Annotated in this window: 23 protein-coding genes and 4 pseudogenes; all 27 read right to left on the bottom strand. The window is 35.8% G+C overall.

The window, feature by feature from the left end; genetic code table 11:
* Positions 1–7: 7 nt before the first annotated feature.
* Positions 8–181: pseudogene (locus IPH11_01985) on the bottom strand (cation transporter).
* A gap of 8 nt (positions 182–189) precedes the next feature.
* Positions 190–831, bottom strand: coding sequence for a hypothetical protein (locus tag IPH11_01980; protein ID MBK6912489.1), 642 nt, complete (start codon positions 829–831; stop codon positions 190–192).
* Positions 832–862: 31 nt separating this feature from the next.
* A complete protein-coding gene (locus IPH11_01975; protein ID MBK6912488.1) occupies positions 863–1204 on the bottom strand; it encodes a P-II family nitrogen regulator in 342 nt (113 codons plus the stop codon).
* Positions 1205–1376: 172 nt separating this feature from the next.
* A pseudogene (locus IPH11_01970) lies at positions 1377–4519 on the bottom strand (efflux RND transporter permease subunit).
* Positions 4520–4531: 12 nt separating this feature from the next.
* Entirely contained in the window at positions 4532–5491 is a 960-nt protein-coding gene (locus IPH11_01965) for an efflux RND transporter periplasmic adaptor subunit (GenBank protein ID MBK6912487.1), read from the bottom strand.
* Between the two features lie 18 nt (positions 5492–5509).
* The gene (locus IPH11_01960) at positions 5510–5794 is read right to left on the bottom strand and encodes a TolC family protein (GenBank protein ID MBK6912486.1); all 285 of its coding nucleotides are present in this window, start codon (positions 5792–5794) and stop codon (positions 5510–5512) included.
* Complete coding sequence (locus IPH11_01955) at positions 5748–6770, bottom strand: TolC family protein (GenBank protein MBK6912485.1); 1023 nt, start codon at positions 6768–6770, stop codon at positions 5748–5750. The genes IPH11_01960 and IPH11_01955 overlap by 47 nt, the downstream gene beginning before the upstream one ends.
* A gap of 94 nt (positions 6771–6864) precedes the next feature.
* A complete protein-coding gene (locus tag IPH11_01950) occupies positions 6865–7203 on the bottom strand; it encodes a hypothetical protein (protein ID MBK6912484.1) in 339 nt (112 codons plus the stop codon).
* A gap of 7 nt (positions 7204–7210) precedes the next feature.
* A complete protein-coding gene (locus tag IPH11_01945; protein MBK6912483.1) occupies positions 7211–7597 on the bottom strand; it encodes a helix-turn-helix transcriptional regulator in 387 nt (128 codons plus the stop codon).
* An 82-nt stretch (positions 7598–7679) separates the two neighbouring features.
* Positions 7680–8222, bottom strand: coding sequence for a cytochrome c (locus IPH11_01940; protein ID MBK6912482.1), 543 nt, complete (start codon positions 8220–8222; stop codon positions 7680–7682).
* Positions 8223–8298: 76 nt separating this feature from the next.
* The gene (locus tag IPH11_01935; GenBank protein MBK6912481.1) at positions 8299–8799 is read right to left on the bottom strand and encodes a hypothetical protein; all 501 of its coding nucleotides are present in this window, start codon (positions 8797–8799) and stop codon (positions 8299–8301) included.
* A gap of 226 nt (positions 8800–9025) precedes the next feature.
* Entirely contained in the window at positions 9026–9421 is a 396-nt protein-coding gene (locus IPH11_01930; GenBank protein MBK6912480.1) for a DUF302 domain-containing protein, read from the bottom strand.
* 83 nt (positions 9422–9504) lie between these two features.
* A pseudogene (locus IPH11_01925) lies at positions 9505–11741 on the bottom strand (multicopper oxidase domain-containing protein).
* A 23-nt stretch (positions 11742–11764) separates the two neighbouring features.
* Positions 11765–12241, bottom strand: a complete 477-nt coding sequence (locus IPH11_01920; GenBank protein ID MBK6912479.1) for a heme-binding domain-containing protein — start codon at positions 12239–12241, stop codon at positions 11765–11767.
* 4 nt (positions 12242–12245) lie between these two features.
* Positions 12246–12629, bottom strand: a complete 384-nt coding sequence (locus IPH11_01915; protein MBK6912478.1) for a DUF3347 domain-containing protein — start codon at positions 12627–12629, stop codon at positions 12246–12248.
* A 63-nt stretch (positions 12630–12692) separates the two neighbouring features.
* Positions 12693–12848 (bottom strand): hypothetical protein, encoded by a 156-nt coding sequence (locus tag IPH11_01910; GenBank protein MBK6912477.1) that lies wholly within the window; start codon positions 12846–12848, stop codon positions 12693–12695.
* 194 nt (positions 12849–13042) lie between these two features.
* Entirely contained in the window at positions 13043–13921 is an 879-nt protein-coding gene (locus IPH11_01905) for a hypothetical protein (GenBank protein ID MBK6912476.1), read from the bottom strand.
* Entirely contained in the window at positions 13918–14379 is a 462-nt protein-coding gene (locus IPH11_01900; protein ID MBK6912475.1) for a hypothetical protein, read from the bottom strand. The genes IPH11_01905 and IPH11_01900 overlap by 4 nt, the downstream gene beginning before the upstream one ends.
* A gap of 82 nt (positions 14380–14461) precedes the next feature.
* Positions 14462–15619 (bottom strand): tetratricopeptide repeat protein, encoded by a 1158-nt coding sequence (locus IPH11_01895; GenBank protein ID MBK6912474.1) that lies wholly within the window; start codon positions 15617–15619, stop codon positions 14462–14464.
* 26 nt (positions 15620–15645) lie between these two features.
* On the bottom strand, positions 15646–15915 hold the full coding sequence (locus IPH11_01890; GenBank protein ID MBK6912473.1) for a hypothetical protein: 270 nt from the start codon (positions 15913–15915) through the stop codon (positions 15646–15648).
* 2 nt (positions 15916–15917) lie between these two features.
* Positions 15918–16118, bottom strand: a complete 201-nt coding sequence (locus tag IPH11_01885; protein MBK6912472.1) for a YHS domain-containing protein — start codon at positions 16116–16118, stop codon at positions 15918–15920.
* Positions 16118–16787 (bottom strand): annotated as a pseudogene (locus IPH11_01880) (ABC transporter ATP-binding protein). Before IPH11_01880 ends, IPH11_01885 begins: the two are co-directional and overlap by 1 nt.
* A 12-nt stretch (positions 16788–16799) precedes the next feature.
* Positions 16800–17978 carry an ABC transporter permease gene (locus tag IPH11_01875; protein ID MBK6912471.1) on the bottom strand — a complete coding sequence of 393 codons (1179 nt, stop codon included), beginning with the start codon at positions 17976–17978 and terminating at the stop codon, positions 16800–16802.
* A gap of 1 nt (position 17979) precedes the next feature.
* Positions 17980–18648, bottom strand: coding sequence for a DUF2318 domain-containing protein (locus tag IPH11_01870; protein ID MBK6912470.1), 669 nt, complete (start codon positions 18646–18648; stop codon positions 17980–17982).
* A gap of 305 nt (positions 18649–18953) precedes the next feature.
* Positions 18954–19676: a zinc-ribbon domain-containing protein gene (locus IPH11_01865; GenBank protein ID MBK6912469.1), complete on the bottom strand. Its 723-nt coding sequence runs from the start codon at positions 19674–19676 to the stop codon at positions 18954–18956.
* 23 nt (positions 19677–19699) lie between these two features.
* Positions 19700–20107 (bottom strand): hypothetical protein, encoded by a 408-nt coding sequence (locus tag IPH11_01860; protein MBK6912468.1) that lies wholly within the window; start codon positions 20105–20107, stop codon positions 19700–19702.
* Positions 20108–20269: 162 nt separating this feature from the next.
* On the bottom strand, positions 20270–20746 hold the full coding sequence (locus IPH11_01855) for a DUF1573 domain-containing protein (GenBank protein MBK6912467.1): 477 nt from the start codon (positions 20744–20746) through the stop codon (positions 20270–20272).
* Between the last annotated feature and the right edge of the window lie 28 nt (positions 20747–20774).

Below are 20774 nucleotides of genomic sequence, written 5' to 3'. Positions count from 1 at the left end.
CCTCTGGTTCGATTTCTTTAATCTTAATTTTTATTTTATCTATGTTGTCAGTTTCAATGTGCAGTGTTGAAGTCGCAAAATCAACCGAGACAAATTTTACATCTTCTAATTTTTTTAGTCCGTTTTCAATCTTAGCAGCACACGAAGCGCAGTCAATATTTTTTAGTTGATATTTTTTCATTTTACACTTCAGTTTATAAAATATCCTGCAATTCCCAAAACGATTAAAATAATTCCTGTAATTGTTTTTTCGTGATATTCGAGAAAATGAGATTTAATTTTTTTTACGCCTTTCATTCCGAGCCATACTAACAGTAACATTCCGGCAATAGTAATAAAAGTATAAATGACCGATACCGCTATTATACCTTCCCAGCCGAGTTTGCTTGCAACAAAAAAGTAAGCTTCAATTTCAAGACAAGGGGAGAAGAACATCGAGATTGTAAGTGTAAGAATTACAGCAGCAGTGGTCTTCTTTTTTATTTCATCAATATTAATTTCGTGAGTGTGGTGATGATGATGTTTGTTATCCCTGATGCTTAGAATAAGATAAATTATTCCAAGTAGTATCAGTATGCTCGGTGCAATTACTCTAACAATTAACGAATATGATCCGGATAATTTGTAGCCGAGAAATCCCACTATTATTCCAATAATTATTGTGCTTAGTGTATGAGCAAAACCAGCAATGACCGTGATGCCAAGAGTTAATTTCTCATTCCACTTTTCTGCTTTTGAAAGCGCAACTAACGGTATCCAATGATTTGGAATTGATGCGTGAACAATGCTCAGCAAAAAGGCGCCAAATATTATTTGAGATAAACCGGTCATAATAATTCCCTTTTAAATTTAGCTCGAGTTTTCATATCGCAACTTCTCCTCTTTCATTCGTTCTTATCTTTACTATGTTGCTAACTTCAATAACATATATTTTTCCATCGCCCGGATTGCCGGTGTGTGCCGTTTTCTGAATTGTGTTTACTATTTCGTCAACCAAATCATTATGCACTACAATTTCAATTTTTACTTTAGGATTAAGATGATGAAGCTTTTCATCAACGGTTTCACCTTTAATTTTCCCTTTTGATTTTCCGAATCCTTTAATCTCAGAAATTGTAATACCCGGCAGTTCTTCTATTTTATGAAGCTCAGTTATTACATCGTCTAATTTGAATTCTCTGATTATTGCTTTTATTTCTTTCATTTGTTTTTCCTTTGTCTGTTGAATTAAACTTTTATATATCATCCCTACGGGATTTTAATCTCAAAGGGTGTTATCTCATATCTATAAATATTTCATCCCTAACGGGATTTTGCTTCGCTCAACATTTACTATCTCCTTTCCTAAGTCCCCCTTTGGGGGATTTAGGGGGCTTTTACATCTCACCTTCACTTACTTTAATTGAAAACCACTTGTATAAAGCCGGAACAACTAACAGCGTTAAAGCAGTTGATGTAACTAATCCCCCGATTACAACTGTTGCTAATGGTCTCTGAACCTCGCTCCCGATTCCGGTAGCTAAAAGAAGCGGAATCATTCCGAGCGCTGCTGCAAGTGCGGTCATTAAAACCGGTCTTACTCTTAAGCAAGCTCCCTGAATTGATGCATCATCAACGCTTAGCCCTTCCATCCGCAACTGGTTTAAATATGTTACCAATACAATTCCATTCAACAATGCAATACCGAATAAAGCTATGAAACCAACAGAAGCCGGCACTGAAAGATTCTGCCCGAAATCCAAAGAGCAACTATACCACCGACTAAAGCTAAGGGTATGTTTAAGAATATCAGCAGAGAATTTTTAAGAGAGTTAAAGCTGGAGAAAAGCATAATGAAAATTATAAAAAGAGTGATCGGAACAACCACTGCTAATCTTGCGTTTGCTTCCTGCTGCAGCTTGAACTGCCCGCCCCACGTTACAAAATATCCGGTTGAAAGTTTCACTTTGCTGTCAATTACTTTTTGTCCCTCTGCAACAAATGAGCCTATGTCTCGTCCGGTTACATTACACTGGATGGTAATAAATCTCTGGTTCTTCTCACGTGTTATCTGGCGTGGTCCCACTATCTCCTTAATATCTGCCAACTGGCTTAACGGCACTTCAATTCCGGAAGGAGATTCAATTAATAAAGCGCCGATCGAACTCATATCTTTTCTGAATTCCTCTTCAAACCGGACATAAATATCGAACCGTTTTACATCTTCAAATATTTGCCCTGCAGTTTCACCGCCGATTGCAGTTCTTACCGCTTGCTGAACATCTTCAACGTTTATTCCATAGCGTGCAATCTCGTGACGGTTAATTACAATGCTTAATTGAGGTGCGCCGGATACCTGGTCAACCTGAACATCTGCGGCACCGTTTACATTTCTTATTTGAGCAGCAATTTCATCGGCTTTGTTTTTCAACGTTTCAAGGTCGCTGCCGAAAAGTTTAATTGCCAGTTCTGCTCTTACACCTTCAAGAAGTTCATCAACCGTCATTTGAATTGGCTGTGTGAAATTGGTAAGAACGCCGGGAATTTCTCCAAAGTCATTTCTAATTAATGCCTCCAACTCCTGCTGTGTTGCATTATTTCTCCATTGGTCTCTTGGCTTAAGCAAGATATACATTTCAGCGCTGTTCACCGGGTCTGTGTGAGCACCAACTTCGCCTCTGCCTATTCTTGTTACTACCCCGGTAACTTCCGAAACTTTCATTAATCTTCTCTCTGCAATTAGTGTAAGACGTGTGCTTTCAGTTAGAGATATAGAAGGAGCCATTGTCATTCTCAATACCAAGGTTCCTTCTTGAAGAGTCGGAGTAAATTCAGAACCAAGCTGCGGGAATATGAGTGCACCTATAATTATTAAAATTACTGCAAGCGTAATTGCTGCTATTCTTTTCTTTACAAAGAAAGTAACTACCGGCTTATAAATTTTTATTAATAATTTCAGTATCCAGATTTGTTCTTCCTCATTCTCACCTTCTTTGTGCTGCGTTGAATCAACTGATTTCTTTTCGAGGTGTTTTTTCCCCGAAGGGACACGCATAAAGAATGAAGATAAAACCGGAGCCACAAAAACTCCAAACAGCAGCGAGCTAAACATTGCAAGTGCAATTGTGTAAGCAAGCGGCTTAAATGTTTTTCCTTCAACTCCCTGAAGAGTGAACAAAGGAAGAAAAACAATTATGATTATTATTACTGCAAACGAGATTGGTCTGACTACCTCTTTACAAGCTTTTGCAATGATATGAATCTTTGATTCACCCGGCTGGCTTGCGCGCAAAAGCCGGTCTGTGTTTTCAACAATAACAACGGCGCCGTCCACCATCATACCGATTGCAATAGCCAAGCCGCCAAACGACATAAGGTTTGCAGAAATTCCGAAAAATTTCATTCCAATCATTGCAAACAGAACTGAGAAGGGAATTGCAATTGCTACAACTAAGCTTGGTCTTATCGCACCGAGAAATACAAATAAAACAATCAAAACCAGAACAATTCCTTCAAGCAGAGCATCTGTTACAGTTTCTACGGCAGCTTCAACAAGAGTTTTCTGCTGGTAGTATGGAATTATCTTTAACCCTTCGGGCAGCGCTTTATTTATCTCTGCCAGCTTGTCTTCAACATTCTGAATTACAGTTGAAGAGTTTGTTCCGAATAATTTAACCACCATCCCCGCTACAACTTCGCCAACACCATTGCTTGTCTGAACGCCTCGCCTGATAGCTCCGCCTGTTTTTACATTTGCAACTTCATTTAAATAAACCGGAACTCCATCTTCAGATTTTAATACAATATTTTCAAGGTCTTCTATATTGGAAGTAAGTCCGGTTGAACGCACAATAAATTCTTCGGCATTTTTTTCTAAAAATTGTGCGCCGACATTTAAATTATTTGCTTTGATTTTATCAACAACATCGTTAACAGTAACATCATAACGAAGCAGTGAGTTCGGATTAACAACTACCTGGTATTGTTTTTCCCATCCGCCAATTCCAAGTATTTCAGTAACACCCGGCACTGTTTGTAATTGATATTTAACGAGCCAATCTTGTATGGTTCTTAAATCTTCCAAACTGTATTTACCTGTTTCATCTTCCAAATAATAAAAGAGAATTAAACCCATACCTGTAGAAATCGGTCCCATTGCCGGTTCGCCGAAACCTTCGGGAATCTGTTCTCGTGCTTCAGTCAGCCGTTCATTAACAAGCTGCCTTGCAAAGTATATATCCGTTCCATCTTCGAAATAAATATTGACAACAGATAAACCGAAATTTGAAACCGAACGGATGAGTTCAAGATTTGGCAAACCGTTCATTGCGGTTTCTACCGGGTAGGTTACATATTTTTCAATTTATTCGGGGGCTAATCCTTCTGTTTGTGTAAAGACTTGCACAAGATTTGGCGAAACATCCGGGAAAGCATCAATTGGAAGCTGCCTGTAGCTCATATATCCTGCAGCCATTACAATAACTGCAAACACAAGAATTAAAAGCCGGTTGCGAAGAACATAATCAATTATTTTATTCATAATCTCTCCTTCTTAATGTTCATCGCCGCCGAAAGACTCTTTCAAGATTTCGGCTTTGAGTGTGAATGAACCTTTCGACACATACTGCTGACCCGGCTGAAGCCCTGAAATAATTTCAACGCTCACATCATTTACCAATCCCGTATTAACCTGTTGAGGAAAAAATTCATCTCCTTTTTTTATAAACACAACAGTCTTATCTTCAAGAGTTTGAAGAGCAGATTTTTCTATAACAAGTGGCAGTTTTTTTTCATTCACTATTACTTTTGCTGATACAAACATCCCAGGACGCCATTTCCCCAGACTGTTATTCAATATTACTCGTGCAGATGCTGTTCTGGTTGCTTCATCAACAACCGGGCTTACATAAGAGATTGTTCCTGCTTCTCCCTCTTCTTCCAGACTTAAAGAAACTAATGTACGCTGCCCGACACTTATTTTATTTATATCTCTTTGATATATGTTTAATGTTGCCCAAACTTTATCAAGATTGGCAACTGTAATAGCTACTTGATCACCGCCAACCAAATCACCCTTTGCCATATGCAGCTCAATGATTGTTCCGTCAACCAAAGATTTAACTTCATACGAAGTTAACGATTCATTACTTTCAATTACTTCAAGAACATCGCCCTGTTTTACTTTTTCTCCAACCGTTTTATAAACTTCCTTTACTATTCCGGGAAAACGCGGTATAATGTGTGAAAGCCGGGAAGGTTCGGCTTTTATTTCACCGGTTAAATCAACGTGGTTTGTAATCACTCCTGCGCCGGCTTCTTTTATTTCAACGCCAAGTTCTTTAAGGTCGCTGTCAGTAAGCTTTATTGCTTCGTTATGTTCGGCACTTTTGTTTTGTTCTACATTTTTAGCCGTTTGTTCTTTTGGTTCATCACTTGAACAGCAAAGAAAGAAAAAGATTTGTAATACGGCTGTTATTATTAATCCTGTTAACTTAATTTTATTTTTCTCCATTAGTTCACTCGTATTTTTTTATTTTAAAAAAGGTTTTCCAGTTACATTTTCAATTTCGATCAATGAGTTGTAATAATCCGACAACTCAAGCAAATATTGCGTTTGAGTTTCAAACAAAGTTCTCTGAGCATCAAGTAAATCAATAAATGCAAATCTTCCCTGCAAATATCCCTGCCTTGTTATCTCATAAGCTTTTTCTGATTCCGGTAAAATATTTTCCCTTAGCTGTACCGCATTGTTATACGCACTTAAAAGATTATTGAATGATGTATTTAGTAATGAAATAACAGTTAGCTTCCGAATTAATTATCTCATCCATTTGTTGAATTCTTACTTCGGCAGATTGGATATTGCCCTGGTTCCTGTTGAAGATTGGAAGGGGGATTGAGAGTCCTGCGACAAAGGAATTGGTTTTAAGTTCATTCAAGTACCTGACTCCCAAACTTGCAGTTAAATCGGGTATTGCCTGAGATTTTTCCAACTGAAGCTGTGCTTTTCTAAAATTTGATTCGTTGCCAAGATTTTTTATTGATGGAATATTTTCCAGTTCTTCTAAAACATCTTCTCTATTCGGTGGAGTGAAAAGCTGTTCAAACAAATCTGTAGAAGGAACGAGATTTTTCCCAACAGTGCCAAGCAGAGAGTTTAATTTTGTTTGTGCGGAGGAATAACTTCTCTGAAGCCGCTGCAATTCTATTTGGCTGTTAATCAAAGCAACCTTTACCTTTGATTCTTCAGCCGGAGAAGTGCGCCCTGCTTTTACCCGTTCTGAAACTGTCTTCAGTATTTCCTCATTTATTTGGATAAACTTCTGCTGTAACAATATCTGATGATGAATTTGGTACAGTCCGAAAAAAGCCGATTTAACTTGGGCTATCACATCGAGCTTAATTAATTCATAATTGCCTTGAGCAGAATTAATTTCTTTTTCTGCAAGATTGATGCGACTGCTTCTTTTTCCGCCAAGCTCAAAAAGCTGGCTTCCTGAAAGAGTATATTGACTTCCCGTTATTCCGCTTAACTCTTTTCCGCCAAGAAAATCTTCGGCTTCAAAATTAGCTTCCGGATTTGGACTTAATCCGGCTTGAGTTTTTATCTTTTCTAAAGAAGATATTTCATACTCAAATGCTTTTAAGTTCGGATTATTAATTAAAGCTGAATCAACAGCTTCCTGCAAAGTTATTTCTTCTTCATTTACTTTTATTGAATCTTTATCCTGCTGTGCTATTACAACTATTGATGAACAGAACAACAAGAGAAAGATAAATTTATACTTCATACTTTCTCCAAAAAATTTTAAAATGCTTGTCCGCTTCTTGCGGGAACACACTTATCCCGTGGAGGGACAATTAGAATAGAAAAAAAGGAAATGTTTAGATTAGGAAAACTTTGTTGAGGATGTAGAGATCAGAGTTTTTTAGTGGGTAAATAAAATCTTTATATTCAAAAGTGGTTGCTAAAATTTCATTTGTTTCTATTTCCTGGATACAGTGGAAACAAAAGCTGCCTTCTACTTTTAGCTGCGGTAAAGTTGATTGGGTTAATGTCTGTGCAGTTGTATTGTCCACTAAATAACAATAGTCGTGTGTACTGTGATTGTTTTCATCAAAGTCAAACAGTCCGAATTCGGAATGAAGAAAAATAATAATAAACACTGTAAAAATTACAGATACAATTACTTTTAACATTCTATGTGTGTTACCTATCAGCATATTATTATTACATATATTCTTTGCAATGTTTAGTGGCTTCATTTACAATTTTACTTATGTGCTCATCATCTAAAGAATAATAAACCATTTTCCCTTCTTTTCTATGTTTCACCAGTCTATAGTTTTTTAACAATCTTAACTGATGTGATATTGCCGAAACCGAAACACCAGTTAACGCTGCAATATCACAAACGCATAATTCATCTTCAGCAAGAGAAAGCAAAATGTTTAACCTCCTAAAGTCACTTAAACTCTTAAAAGTTTCCGAGAGTTCATTTATAAAAGAATCTTTTGGTAACTTTTTCTTTACTGCTTTTACTTTCTTTTCATCAATGAACTCAATTTCACAAACTATGTCATTATTCTTATTCACAACACTTGAGCAATTGTTCAAACGAAATATAATATCTCTATTCAAGTTTGTCAAGAATTATTTAAGAATTACTTTCAATCATCTTACTTAATGTGATTTTTATTTAATGAGTATGTTCATCTGCTTCGTCACTTTCACCTTGCATTTCATCATCAAAGATTTGGAACTCTTCTTTACTCAATGTCGGAAGCTTTTTTGTGAATGCAACGATTGCCCAGATCATATCATCAGTATGTGTTGGTCCAAATGCGGGCATGCCTGTCATCTTTAATCCATTTTTTGTTATCCAGAAAAGCTGCTGTGGAGTCCAATCATTAGCAACTTTGGAAAGCATTGGAGGATTGGGATAAAGACCTTCCGCAAATTCATTTTGATTTATGCCTGGCGCGCCATGACAGCTAACACACATTTCTCTGTAATGAACGAAACCCATCTTTATTAAGGAATCATCTGAAAGATCAGGCATTTTTATTTTATCATCCGCATTGTGTTTGATTGAATTTTCCCTTACAGTATTCATCATCCATAGAGTTAGCTTATCGTGATGAACCATTGCGCTGATGTTGTACATACCGGAATAAATGAAAATAAGATATCCAATAATTAGAAGTGCTATTACAGTAACCGCACCAATAAAATATTTCATGATCCACCTCGATTATTTTTTATAAAATTATTTAATCAACTAACCTTGGACTTAAACTTGACCTTGAACTTAAACTCTAGTACCCTCTCAAACTCTCATAAGTTAAAATCTGATCAGGGGTTAAAATCTTCTTCTGCTGAATATGAGCATTAAGGTGTGTGAACCTTAATTCGCCTTGATATTGGGCAATTACCATTACTATGTTTTTTACAGATTCTTCGTCTGCATTACCACTGTTGAATAACTGATCCAACTGTTTCTCTTTATCAATTATAATTTTTCCTAAATAGACGGCTCTTTCATTCATCCTTGCGAAAATCTTTCCAGTAGAATCAATCTGAGTTTGGCTAAGTTTTAATTCCTTTGATAAATCCAGTACATGTTTTGGCCCCGGGTAGTGATTCAATTCCGCAGCCTTAGCTAAACCCATTCCTTCTCCATTCAGATAGCTGTTTATTTGTTCTGAAGTTAATGCTTTAATTTCGTTCCCGGTTTCAGAAGTATGATGGGAATGCTTCTGTGCATTAAGACTTGTAATCGAAAAAATAAAAACTAAAATGAAACAAAAATTCTTCATAGATAATTCCTTTATTTTTTAATCAGTAATATTATTTTGTAACTGTTACACTTTTAGAGTGAAAATTTTTAAATCGAAAATTCAAATTGAAGAAATGTTATTTACAGCAATCTTTTCCTTTGCTTGCTTTTTAATATTTAATACCGCCATAAAAACCGGTGATAGTGGCTAAAGTCCAATAAGAATTCCGCACTCGCCACATTTTACCAAAAGGTGTTAGCAATTTTTATAGGTTACTAATTACTTTTTTCAATTTACTTTGTATTACTTCTGCTACTTCACCAAGCTTATCATTCTTTACTGCTTGCATAGACGCAATTGGATTTATAGCTGCTACAATTGTCTCACTACTATCATTTACATAAACAATTACATTGCAAGGAAGCATTAGTCCAATTTGTTCTTCAGCTTGCAGAGATTTATAAGCAAACTGCGGATTGCAAGCGCCAAGAATTTTGTATGGCTTGAATTCAACGTCCAATTTTTTCTTCAGTGTTTCTTTAACGTCAATTTCAGTTAGAATGCCGAATCCTTCTTTCTTTAGTTCTTCTGTTACTTTTTCGATTGCTTCTTCGTAACCGAGATTTACAGCTTTCGAGAATCCATAATTTGTTTGTTCCATTTGTATTACTCCTTTTCATTTTAATTTATAATCGTAAGGTGATTTTTTATCTTCAAATTTGTTAAGACCTTATAATAGAACTTTTAATAAGTAACAGTTATTCCTGCACCTAAACCCATGTCACTGTCGTAATGTGTGGAAACTGAAAAATATTTTGTGAGAATGTACCGGAAACCTGCCATATATTCTTTATCTGTATTTATCATAATATTAAAACGTAATCGGCTTGTTACTGCTATATCTTCTCTGCTAAGCTGAAAACGGAGCTTGCCATCTGTATCAATTCTTGCATCGGCAATAAATAACAAAGGCAATGTGTAGGCAATACCTGCTACAACTGCTTTGCGATCGTTTTTATTACTCTTTTGACCAAACAAGTTTTTTCTTCATTGCCGAAAATTAAATTTTCAGGACCACCTTCTTTTTTAAAATGATAGTCAAAGCCAACATAAGGGAACCACCACTGCATCCTGCCAAGATAGCGCCCAACATTAGCTTCAACCTCGTAACCATGTTCATCGTGATAACCCAAATGCCAAAGAGTTTGCAGTTTCCAACGGGTATTGGAATACATAGCTTCGCCATCACTTCCATTGCTCTCCAACCCTATGCGAGCCATAGGGTGAAATTCCCGGTCGTCAGCAAATAATTTTTGAAGTGCATTTTCGGGATCTGGCAGATCAAGATTTGGCGGAGAATTTTCGTAACTGAAAACCCTGCCCATTCCTGACATCATGTGATAAAGAATATGGCAGTGAAAAAACCAATCTCCACTTTCAGAAGCAGCAAATTCTATTGTATCTCTCTCCATTGGCATGATGTCGATTACGTTTTTCATAGGGGCATATTCACCTTGTCCGTTCAGCACTCTAAAATCGTGTCCGTGCAGGTGCATTGGGTGCCGCATCATGCTATTATTGAAAAGAATAATTCTTAGATTTTCACCTTTTTTGATGAGTATCTTATCGCTTTCTGAAAGGGTCTTATTATCCATTGACCACACATAGCGATTCATATTTCCAGTCAAATCAAATTTCAGCTCTCTGGTTGGTCCTTCAGGCAAACTTGTTTTTTCCGGTGCACGCAGCATAGTATAATTTAACGTTACAATATCCTGCTGTTCCTGGTGTTGATGATTCATTCCTTCCATATCCATGTTTTCCATTTCATCTTCGTCATAGCTGCTGATTTCCGGATACATAACATTATTCATGTCCATCTCCTGGTTCTGCATTTTCATTCCCTCCATTTCAATTATATTGCCGTTCATATCCATCATGTCGTTCATCATTTCCATTCCGGCAAAATATTTCAGAGTTGGAAGCTTTTGCGCAGAAACTTTTTCTCCGCTCCCCAGCCATAATGAAGCAAATCCGGTACGGTCTTCGGGCGTTACGAGAAATTCATAACTTTTGTTGTCGGGAATGGTGACAACAACATCATAAGTTTCGGAGACAGCAATAATTAACCTATCAACTTCTACCGGTTCTACATCATTACCATCGCTGGCAACAACAGTAATCTTACCACCCGAGTAAGTAAGCCAAAAATAATCGGATGCACCGCCGTTTGCGATACGCAGCCTTACTTTGTCTCCCGCCTTAAATTGGGGCTGTTCATTTTGGTTTTTCCCGTTTATCAAAAAGTTATCATAATACACATCGCTTACATCCATTGCATTCATCCGCTTCCATTCATTGGTAATTTTAGTGCCAAAATTCCCGCTGACGAGTGCTTCGCCGTAACTCTGGGTAGTGCCCTTTTTTATGGCAAACCAATCGGTGGCGCTTTTGAGACTTCGATGCACTTCTTCGGGATTCATATCTGTCCATTCACTTAAAACAAGATTAAGTGTCGGGATGATTGGCTCATCATTTCTTTTAAGCATTATAAAAGCGCCGTACATTCCTATTTGTTCCTGGAAACGGGAGTGGCTATGATACCAATGTGTTCCATGCTGAATGATCGGGAATTTATATAAATGAGTTGTATGTGGCGCAATGGGGTTCTGAGTGAGATTTGGTACACCATCATAACGGTTTGGAAGAAAGAGTCCATGCCAATGCAGAGATGTTTCTTCGTCCAGATTATTGTGTACCCATATTTCTGCCGTGTCGCCTTCTGTAAATGTTAGTGTTGGCATGGGAATCATACCATTTACTGCAATAGCGCGTGTCTCTGTTTCTCCCAATGTTACGGTGGTATCGGCAATGTATAAATCGTAGCGTACGGTTTTTCCAGATGAAGTCTGGACGGGTTGAGCAAAGATTGCTGCCGAAACCCAAAAGTAGAACGAAAAAATAAAAAGAGTTGTTTTCATATTTTTATTTGCTTGTTTATAATTTATCTATTTAGTGATATGCTGTCTCTAGTGCTTTCAACCCATTCAACAAGCAACTGCCTTTCATCCTCAGTCAAGCGTGCTTCTGAGTGCATGAATTGATACATTGGCAAGGGCATTGTGCCATCTTTAATTCTTCTTGCGACATTCTTTAATTTGCTTATCTGTCTTCTTGAGGATAGAGAGCCAAATTCGCTGAAGTTAAGTTCGGCTTTAGCATCCTTTATATCTTCTGCTAATAACCATTCAACGGGTTGAATATTGGAATACCACGGATAGTTTGTGTTGTTACTATGGCAATCGAAACAGGCATTCTTAAGAAGTGTAGAGACATTGCCGGGAACGTTAAATGTCTTTAAAATATCTGTCTCTAACACCTGCCCGCTTTCGTTGCGGGCAGGTCTTATAAATTGAATGACTATAAATGCAATCAGTATTATGAAAAGCATTACAAGCAATGTTTTTTTAATTCGCTTCATAAGGTTACTTAATTTCTTCTTTCACAGAACCGCAGGTAAGCATCTTTTTACCGTAGTATGGATTTTTTATTTCTTTTATTTCTCTTAACCACATTGCACCTTCTTTATCATTATACATTGGACAAAAGTCTTTATACAGAACCTTTTCACTGCCAAATGCTTTTACCAGATCGTACAAATCATTACTAAGGATGTCAAAATGTTCCCGCTGATGCTCGATTTTACCGGCATTTTCACCAATATGCTCGGCATGTTCTCTTGCATCATTTTCTACATCTTCATAGATTTTCTTTTGTTCATCCGTTAGTAAAGATTTATCCAAAGTTTTCATTGTATTAACAATTTCCTTTCCGGACGCTGCTGCATCTTTTGAATTGTCGTTAACCAGTGCATTTTTTTAAATGCAGATAGTGTTCTACCATTTTGTCAAATGATGCCGCCACTTTAGGGTTTACATCGCGTGAAGTTGGTACCGCGTCTTCCTTTGTTTTATCAACGGCAGTATCTTTTTATTGTGATGCTGATGTTCTTCCTGGGCAATTGCAACAGCACCGTAATCCACTACAAAAACAAGAGCAAGCACTATAACTACACAAATGTTTTTCATTTTATGATCTCCTTTAATAGTTAATAATTTAACGAGTTACTTTTTTTTAAATTGTTTGTTAATTATTTGTTGGCTTTATGATTATTTACAGCAATCTTTTCCTTTGCTTGCCTTTTTAAACTTTTTAAAACCAAAGAAAGCGATTACACCAATAAAACCTAATCCCACAAGTATTTCCATGATCTAACTCTTTATTATAAAATAAAATTAAATCCTGCTGAAATTGTAAAGTCAGAAGTTGAATTGTTCAATCCAGCAGATCCGATCATTGTATAACCTAATTTGGAACTGATTAAATATGTGTAACCGAGTGATAATTGTTTTGGTGAAGCGTATCCTGTTACAATAGCTGAATACGAATCATATTCAATAAGCAAAAGGTGATTGCCTCCGCCAAAATTGTTACCAATTCCTGCACTAAATGTTATTGGATTTTCGATATTAGTACCTGAAGAGTTTCCTAAAAATAAATATCCCGTTTGCAAATAGAATGAAAAAGTTCCGATAAATTTTCTTGCACTTACTGCAAGATCAAAATCAAATTTACCGGTACCGATGTTTAAGGAAGGAGAAGCAGTTGGAAATTTTATAAATCCATCGGTTGAAAATGCGGGTAATGAATTTGATTCTTTGACTAGAGTATAACTGCCATAGACATACATATCTCCAATGCCTGTTTTTAAGTTTGACATTCCCAAACTCCCGTTCATCATTGAGCCTTGACCACCTGTGCCGTGCATACCCCCGCCAGTGTTATTCCCACTACCATTTCCATTTGGGAAGTACATTCCTCCAAGCTGGGTAAATGAACCCGATGAATTGAATACCAATGGTAAACTAAGGCTCAGGTAATAATCCTGAGCCTGATATCGAAGACCTCCGTACAGGTAATAAGCGATGTTATGAGAACCATCAGATAAATTTCCTCCAACTGCCGTAAGAGAAGTGTTGATAGAAAATCTATCCTGTGCTTCAGTAGAAGAAAAAACTCCGATGACTATAAGAAATATAATTACAGAGAACATGCTGCCGGATTGCATCTTGAAATGATTTACAATGATTGCATTCTTCACTTTATATTCTCTTGCTGTAATTGTTTCATCATTTCATCATAGTTATTCATCATCCCATTCATATTATCCATCATCTCCTTTATTTGACCCTGCATTTGCTCGTTCTTCATCATCTCCTGATTTTTCATCATATCATTCATTTGATTCATCATATTTTTCATTTGATTAGACATCTCGTTCATATTTCCCATAAAGCTCATCATTTCTTTCGAGTGCTGCATTTGTTCCATGTTTTTCATCTGATTTGTCATGCCATTCATCTGTGCCGACATTTGGTTCATATGATCCATCATTTGCTGCATCTGCATCATATTGTTCTGCATCATATTATTCTGCATCATGCCCTGCATATGATTATGCTGTTGAGCCAGGATCGATTCCGACCCTATCGTGAAAAATACCATTATAAGTAATAACGATAATATTGAAATTGAACGAAGGTTTTTTAGAGTTTTCATTGCTATCTCCTTTTGTTTGGTTTGAATAATTTTAACTAATAACTGATTTGTTTTTTTATCAATTCGAATGCTCTCATTAATGTCATTTTTGATTATTGAAGTTCGTTATGTTTGAAAATAACTTTAGCAAATTAAATTTTGATTTGGACTTTCCGGAATTTTCAAATAGTTTATTTGCGTTCTTAACTGCTTTCTCAGAATCACTGGTTTTACCCTGTAATTGATACAACCGACCTAATAAATAAAAATTATCAGGATTTTCAGGGTCAGCTTTTATTGCTTCCAATGTATAATCAATTGCTTTCACATAGTTTTCCTTTAAATAAAACAAATTTGCTTTTAACAAATTTATTTGTGAATTGCCTGGCTGCTGAACACTCAATAAGTCTAATTCTTTTTGAGCTTTTTCTAATTTATGATTGTACTCATAAAGAATAATTAAACCTATTCTTGCATCTATTAAATCTGAGTTTATCTGCAACGCCTCATTAAACGAAATTTCGGCTTCACCAGTATTTTGATTAAGCAAATAGAAGACGCCCACTGTATAATAAACCTCTTCGTTTGCAGGATCAAAAAGGAGCGCTTTGTTTAGAAACTCAATTGCTTTGCTGAACTTACCATTAGCACCATATAATATACCGATATTAAGATATGTTAGTGGATTATTAGCATCGTATTTAATCGATTTTAATAAGAAATTTTCTGCTTGATTGTACTTACCGGAATTGGAATAAATAATCCCAAGATTTAAGAGTGCCTCGGCATCGGTAGAATCTATGTAATAAATTTTCATATAATAATTTTCAACTAATCCAATATTTTGCTCTGCAATTGCTATTTGACCTAAATATTTTAGTGCATCTTTACTATCAGGAAGAACGGCTAAATATTTTTCAAAGGATAACTTTGCATTTGTTAAATCTGCTTCTCTGAAGTATGCTTCACCCAATCCCATTAATGCTTCGGAATTGGTTTTCTCAATCGCTCTTTTATAATAAAACACTGCTTTTCTCAACGAGTCTGCATTTAAGTAAATGTCGCCATAGTAAAGGAACATTTGACCTTCATTATATATTGAATGGCTGACATCATTCATATATTCCAATGCGCCGCTATAATCTCTGTGTAACAAAAAATTTCTGATTTCCGATTCAATCTTGCTATAATTATCCTGTGGAAATATTACAATCGCACTTAATAAAAATATTGCAAGCAAAGTTTTGTATAATATATGCATTAGTAAAACTCAACAAAATGTTTTAATCAGACGAACGGGAAGATGCTTTTAACCTTCCCTTCTATTTCACAAATATCGATTGAATGATCAACACTTATTCCAATTGTTCCTGCAGTATGAATCACATCTCTGATTTCATTTACATCATGATCTTCACATAAAAATTCAACTTTTGAAATTTGACAATTTGGTCTGAAATATTCCGTTACCATAATTTCCTGCACTCCAATCTTCTGAAGTTCTTCGACTATCCAATGAACCCTAATTGTATTTATATGTGCAGTAACCTTTTTCATTATTATTCTGTTTGTCTTTCTTGACCGTTATATTGGTTAGTAAACCGGTCTGGTTGTTCGTTAAATTTTTTACAACAACTGTGGGCGCAGAAATAATAAATTTTACCTTTGTATATAGTAACATCAACTGCGTCATCGGGATCTATTTTCATTCCGCAAACCGGATCGCGCACAAGGTATTCTTTTTTATTTTCATTATTCATCAGCATAATAATTTTCCGTCAGATAATTTGATATTTCTTACTGCATATTTTTGAAAATCAGAGTTATGTGTTACCATGATTATAGTTTTACCAGCCTTATTCAGCACCGAGAAAATATTCATAATTTCTTCACTGGTTTTGCTGTCAAGATTTCCTGTCGGTTCATCAGCTAAAAGTATCATTGGATCGTTTATTAATGCTCTTGCAATTGCAACCCTTTGCTGCTCGCCGCCGCTCAAATCATTTATCAATCTATTGGGTTTGTTTTCAAGATGGACTTTTTCAAGAATTCCATTTGCTAATTTTAATTGTTCCTTTTTTTGAATAACCGTTCAGGGATAATGGAAGAATCACATTTTCAATCACAGTCAAGTAGGGAATTAACTGAAATGCCTGAAATACAAAACCAATATATTCTCTTCTAAAATCAGCCAGGATATTAGGCGACAGTTTATAAATATCAATTTGATCGATGACTATATTTCCACGTGTAGGCTTGCTTAATCCGCCAAGCATAGTAAGTAGAGTACTTTTCCCGGAACCCGACTCACCCATCAGAGTAACAAAGTTACCTTCTTCGATCTCAAGCGAAATATTATTTACAGCAAGGATTTTTTCTTCACCAGTTTTATATTCTTTAGTAACATATTTTAAATCAATTAAACTCATTTACCATTCCTATTATAAACTTCTGAATGCTGAAGTAGGATCAAGCCTGGCCGCCTTAAGTGCGGGGAAGACACTTGCAAGCAGCCCGGCAACAACAGCCATTCCGGCTGACATTAACAAAAGTGTATAGCTAAAATCTATTTTTATGTTTGCATTCATACTTAACATTGGAGTTATTATTTTTGCGGACCCTACGCCAATAAAAAATCCTGTCAAACCTGCGACAAAACTTGCAATTAATACTTCGAGCAAAATAATTTTTATGATATGCCATCTTCTGAAACCGACAGCCATAAAAATTCCGATCTCTTTTGTCCTTTCATTTACGGAAGCATTAACATTTGTGAATACAATCAGTAAAGAGATGACAAGAATTACAGCAGAAATTCCGAAAGAGAAATGTTCAAAGCTGTGTATAACGGTCATCTGAGATTCAATTGACTGCTTGATTGCAGTTACTTTTGCGCCGGGTAGTTTAGCAGAGGTTTGTCTGACAATTTCTTCTATAGGACAATCGTAACACCGGGCAGCAATCTCAATGAGACTTAATTCATCCTGCTTATTGAAAAGGCTTTGCGCAGCCTTTAAATCAGTAAATATTAAACCGTCATCCTGTGAACCTGTTTCATTTAGAATCCCGGCTGCGATAAATTCTTTACTATTCAGATTGATTTTTTGATTTAATATAACATTTAATTGTTTAGCGACTTCACTTCCGATTAAAGCTTCATTGCTTTCCTGCGGATACTTTCCGGATACTTTCCACCATTTTTTTAAACGAATTTCATCCTGAAAATTTACTCCCGCAGCAATTACATTTTTTTCAGCCGATACGTTTTCGGATTTGATAGTTACCCTATTGAATAACTTAGGGGCAATTATGCTTAAGTTATCTTTGTTCTTAATTGATTTAATTATTGAAATATCACTCTGTTTTAAACTGCCGTTTTCAATTGTCAAACCCGTGATGGATATTCCTCCATAGTTAAGATTTAAGCCATCGTTTTTTGGGGTGACCAGCATATTAGCACCAAATTCATCTAAATTTTCCGCAACGCTTTTGTTTACATTATCTGAAACAATATAAAGTGTTACAAATGATGCAACCGCAATCAGTAATCCGATAACCAAGAAAGCTGTTCTGGATTTTCTTCTTCGTATACTTTGAATAGAGATGTTATAGAGTTTCATACTATATTCTTCTAGTCCAACCGAGCACTAAATTTTCATCAATTTGAATTTCATTTCCTACAACCTTACTGCGGACTGGATCCGGAGGATATTTACCGCACGATCCGCTGATAGCATCAAGGTTATTTAAATTCCAGGTAGTACCGCAGGAGTTACAAATTAAATCACTTCCCTGGATATGAAAGTCTTTGGAATCACAGGGTTCGCACAGACTAATAGCAGTAACCACTTTGCCGTCTTCTGTCAGATAGGCAAGCAAAGGTATGGTTGTGTTAGCCCCGATGTAATCGAACTTCACAAATTTTCTTTCTTTCACAACATCAAGAGGAAGTACAATCTTACCATTGTTTGCCAAAGCAACTGAATAAGCATGATCATACCGAACTGCCGGAAAAGTAACGCTCTCAGTTACTTTCGGTTGATCTTCAATTATTGCAGCTTCTTTTGATGGTTTAGCATTCAAGTAATAAATTAGTGCACCAACAAAGAGGACAGATACTACTCCAAAGAATAAACCATTTTTATTTGACTTCTTATTTGCCTTCAATACTTTTTCTCTTTTATTTCCGTTGGTTACTGTGTTCGTTAATTGACCACCACAATTTGGACAAAATTTTGTATTGGGTGTTATTTTATTTCCGCATTTTGGACAAAAATTTAATGTCGCCATTTTCACTCCTAATTAATTTAAATTCTCTTTTTTTCTTTATTCAATTTTCTTTATGACTAATCAATCAGCTCAAAATTCTTTTAAGCTACGCTTTTTTTCCGCCGTAAGTTCGATCAACTAAGTCGATAATTTCATTAATTGTATATCTATTTTCATTTATTTTATTATCAATAAAACTTTTTACCTCTTTAGCACCATTAGGGTGAGGACAGTTGCAATCTTTCAGTTCATCAATTGTACATTGCTTGCAAGGGCAATTAAAAACAGAGTAAATTATATATTTGTCTGAAATTGTAGCTTTGGTATTACTTAAACCCTGGTGTAGTTGAAATAATATCTTTTGTTACTTGAAGTTGACTTGGTTTCCAAACTCTTGAAACATCCACTTTATAGTTCGATGCAAATTCGGCTTTCATCCAGCCATATTTATTTGCAACCGCAACAACAATATCGTCCGGCTTTTGATTCTGCTCTAAATAGCCACGAATAAATTGCCGTTCCTCAACAGCACGTCCGCAAGCACATGCCTCAAGAGATTCCTCATTGCAAGTGCCGCAAGAGCAAACGAATTTAGAAGCAACTTCAAAAACCTTTGCCTCAATTACCGGATTACTGCTAACCTTGTCAATGGGAATTTTATTCGAGTCAATTCTAAAGATTAGATCAAAAGAAATAAGGAGCAGCACGGTTACAATAACAGTCCCTACAATGATCCACAAAGTCTTAAGACTATTGCTGCTATTAAATTGATGCCTACTCTTTTTATTATTGTTGAGTACCTTCTTAGATATTTCTCTCCTATTCTGTTTGTAATTTCTATTAGGCTGATCCGAATGTTCGCTTTTGTAAAACCCAGTAGATATCTTATTACCGCAGGCGATACAAAAACTATTGTCCTTATCATTTTCTGCACCACAGTGGGAACAAACATTTAATCCGGAATTATTTGCCGCAACTGACTCTTCTCCACAGTTAGAGCAGAATTTATTTTCCTGACTATTATTAGTTCCGCAAAAGTTACAAATCATTTTAATACCTCATAAATTTGCAATTATTTTACTTTGAAATTGTTCTTTATCAAATTTTCTGTTGCTTTTTCCAGACTTACTTCTTTTAGTTCCATACCACAGACCGGGCATTCGCCGGGAGTGTCTGAAATTACGTTCCAGTCCATCACATCCTGATATACTTTACCATCTTTATTCATATCTATTCCTTTAAGATCAATTTCACCTTCTCTGAGAATGGATTGTTCTCCGGGCTGGTGATTATCCATGTCCATATTTTGATGCTTCGATTCGCTGTTGTCCATATCCATATTATGATGTGAATCTTCATTCATTTCTTTCATCTCCTTTTTACAGCAGCTTTTTTGTTGAGTCGTATCCTGAGCAAAAGATGATCCGATGATCAAAAGAAAGACAGCAAGAAGAAAAGATAAATACGCCATTGTTTTCATGATAAGTTCCTTTTTAATTTATAATTATTAGTCAGTTGATTTATTAAGCACCTTACGCAGTTGTCATGCTGAATTCATTTCAGCATCTAAAAATCTTAGGAAAAGAAGATTCTGAAACAAGTTCAGAATGACATAAAAGCTACTTTTACGTAAGGTGATTTCTTAATTTATTTTGAAATTTTCAGTTTTACTTTTTTCAATCTGATTAGAAGAGCTTTCTTTTATAAAAACATTTCCAGTCAGAGAAAGTTTTATTGCAGAATTCTTTGGATCATTTGTCTCAATGGTAATGATCTTGTTTTGCTTTCCGGATTTTCCTTTTGAATTAAATGTAACTTTTATGTCTGTTGATTCACCCGGCATTAATTCGTTTTTTGCAGGCATTACAGCAGTACACCCACAAGAAGCACTAACTTTGGTTATCTTAAGAACATCGCTTCCTCCATTTGTAATTACAAAATTTCTTGCAATAATTGAGTCTTGCACAATATTTCCAAAATCATATCCCGTTGGACGGATCACTGCTTTCGGACCTTTTTCTAATTGTGCAAATATTAAACTTGTTCCGTAGGGATGGATACCCACAAAAACAAAAGCAATAAGAAAAAACGAAAATATTTTTGTTTTATTAGAATTCATTTTACTCTCCATTATGTTTATTGTTATT

It is taken from the genome of Ignavibacteriales bacterium (genome assembly GCA_016709155.1).
Classification (GTDB): domain Bacteria; phylum Bacteroidota; class Ignavibacteria; order Ignavibacteriales; family Ignavibacteriaceae; genus JADJEI01.
The sequence above is the reverse complement of the archived record's forward strand: the minus strand, read 5'-3'. Positions and strand labels throughout refer to the sequence as shown.

Excerpts from the sequence above, each read along its gene's own strand:
- IPH11_01980 (MBK6912489.1), bottom strand. The coding sequence starts at position 831 with ATGACCGGTTTATCTCAAATAATATTTGGCGCCTTTTTGCTGAGCATT.
- IPH11_01975 (MBK6912488.1), bottom strand. The coding sequence starts at position 1,204 with ATGAAAGAAATAAAAGCAATAATCAGAGAATTCAAATTAGACGATGTA.
- IPH11_01965 (MBK6912487.1), bottom strand. The coding sequence starts at position 5,491 with ATGGAGAAAAATAAAATTAAGTTAACAGGATTAATAATAACAGCCGTA.
- IPH11_01955 (MBK6912485.1), bottom strand. The coding sequence starts at position 6,770 with ATGAAGTATAAATTTATCTTTCTCTTGTTGTTCTGTTCATCAATAGTT.
- IPH11_01950 (MBK6912484.1), bottom strand. The coding sequence starts at position 7,203 with ATGCTGATAGGTAACACACATAGAATGTTAAAAGTAATTGTATCTGTA.
- IPH11_01940 (MBK6912482.1), bottom strand. The coding sequence starts at position 8,222 with ATGAAATATTTTATTGGTGCGGTTACTGTAATAGCACTTCTAATTATT.
- IPH11_01935 (MBK6912481.1), bottom strand. The coding sequence starts at position 8,799 with ATGAAGAATTTTTGTTTCATTTTAGTTTTTATTTTTTCGATTACAAGT.
- IPH11_01930 (MBK6912480.1), bottom strand. The coding sequence starts at position 9,421 with ATGGAACAAACAAATTATGGATTCTCGAAAGCTGTAAATCTCGGTTAC.
- IPH11_01920 (MBK6912479.1), bottom strand. The coding sequence starts at position 12,241 with ATGAAGCGAATTAAAAAAACATTGCTTGTAATGCTTTTCATAATACTG.
- IPH11_01910 (MBK6912477.1), bottom strand. The coding sequence starts at position 12,848 with ATGAAAAACATTTGTGTAGTTATAGTGCTTGCTCTTGTTTTTGTAGTG.
- IPH11_01900 (MBK6912475.1), bottom strand. The coding sequence starts at position 14,379 with ATGAAAACTCTAAAAAACCTTCGTTCAATTTCAATATTATCGTTATTA.
- IPH11_01895 (MBK6912474.1), bottom strand. The coding sequence starts at position 15,619 with ATGCATATATTATACAAAACTTTGCTTGCAATATTTTTATTAAGTGCG.
- IPH11_01890 (MBK6912473.1), bottom strand. The coding sequence starts at position 15,915 with ATGAAAAAGGTTACTGCACATATAAATACAATTAGGGTTCATTGGATA.
- IPH11_01885 (MBK6912472.1), bottom strand. The coding sequence starts at position 16,118 with ATGAATAATGAAAATAAAAAAGAATACCTTGTGCGCGATCCGGTTTGC.
- IPH11_01875 (MBK6912471.1), bottom strand. The coding sequence starts at position 17,978 with ATGAAACTCTATAACATCTCTATTCAAAGTATACGAAGAAGAAAATCC.
- IPH11_01870 (MBK6912470.1), bottom strand. The coding sequence starts at position 18,648 with ATGGCGACATTAAATTTTTGTCCAAAATGCGGAAATAAAATAACACCC.
- IPH11_01865 (MBK6912469.1), bottom strand. The coding sequence starts at position 19,676 with ATGATTTGTAACTTTTGCGGAACTAATAATAGTCAGGAAAATAAATTC.
- IPH11_01860 (MBK6912468.1), bottom strand. The coding sequence starts at position 20,107 with ATGAAAACAATGGCGTATTTATCTTTTCTTCTTGCTGTCTTTCTTTTG.
- IPH11_01855 (MBK6912467.1), bottom strand. The coding sequence starts at position 20,746 with ATGAATTCTAATAAAACAAAAATATTTTCGTTTTTTCTTATTGCTTTT.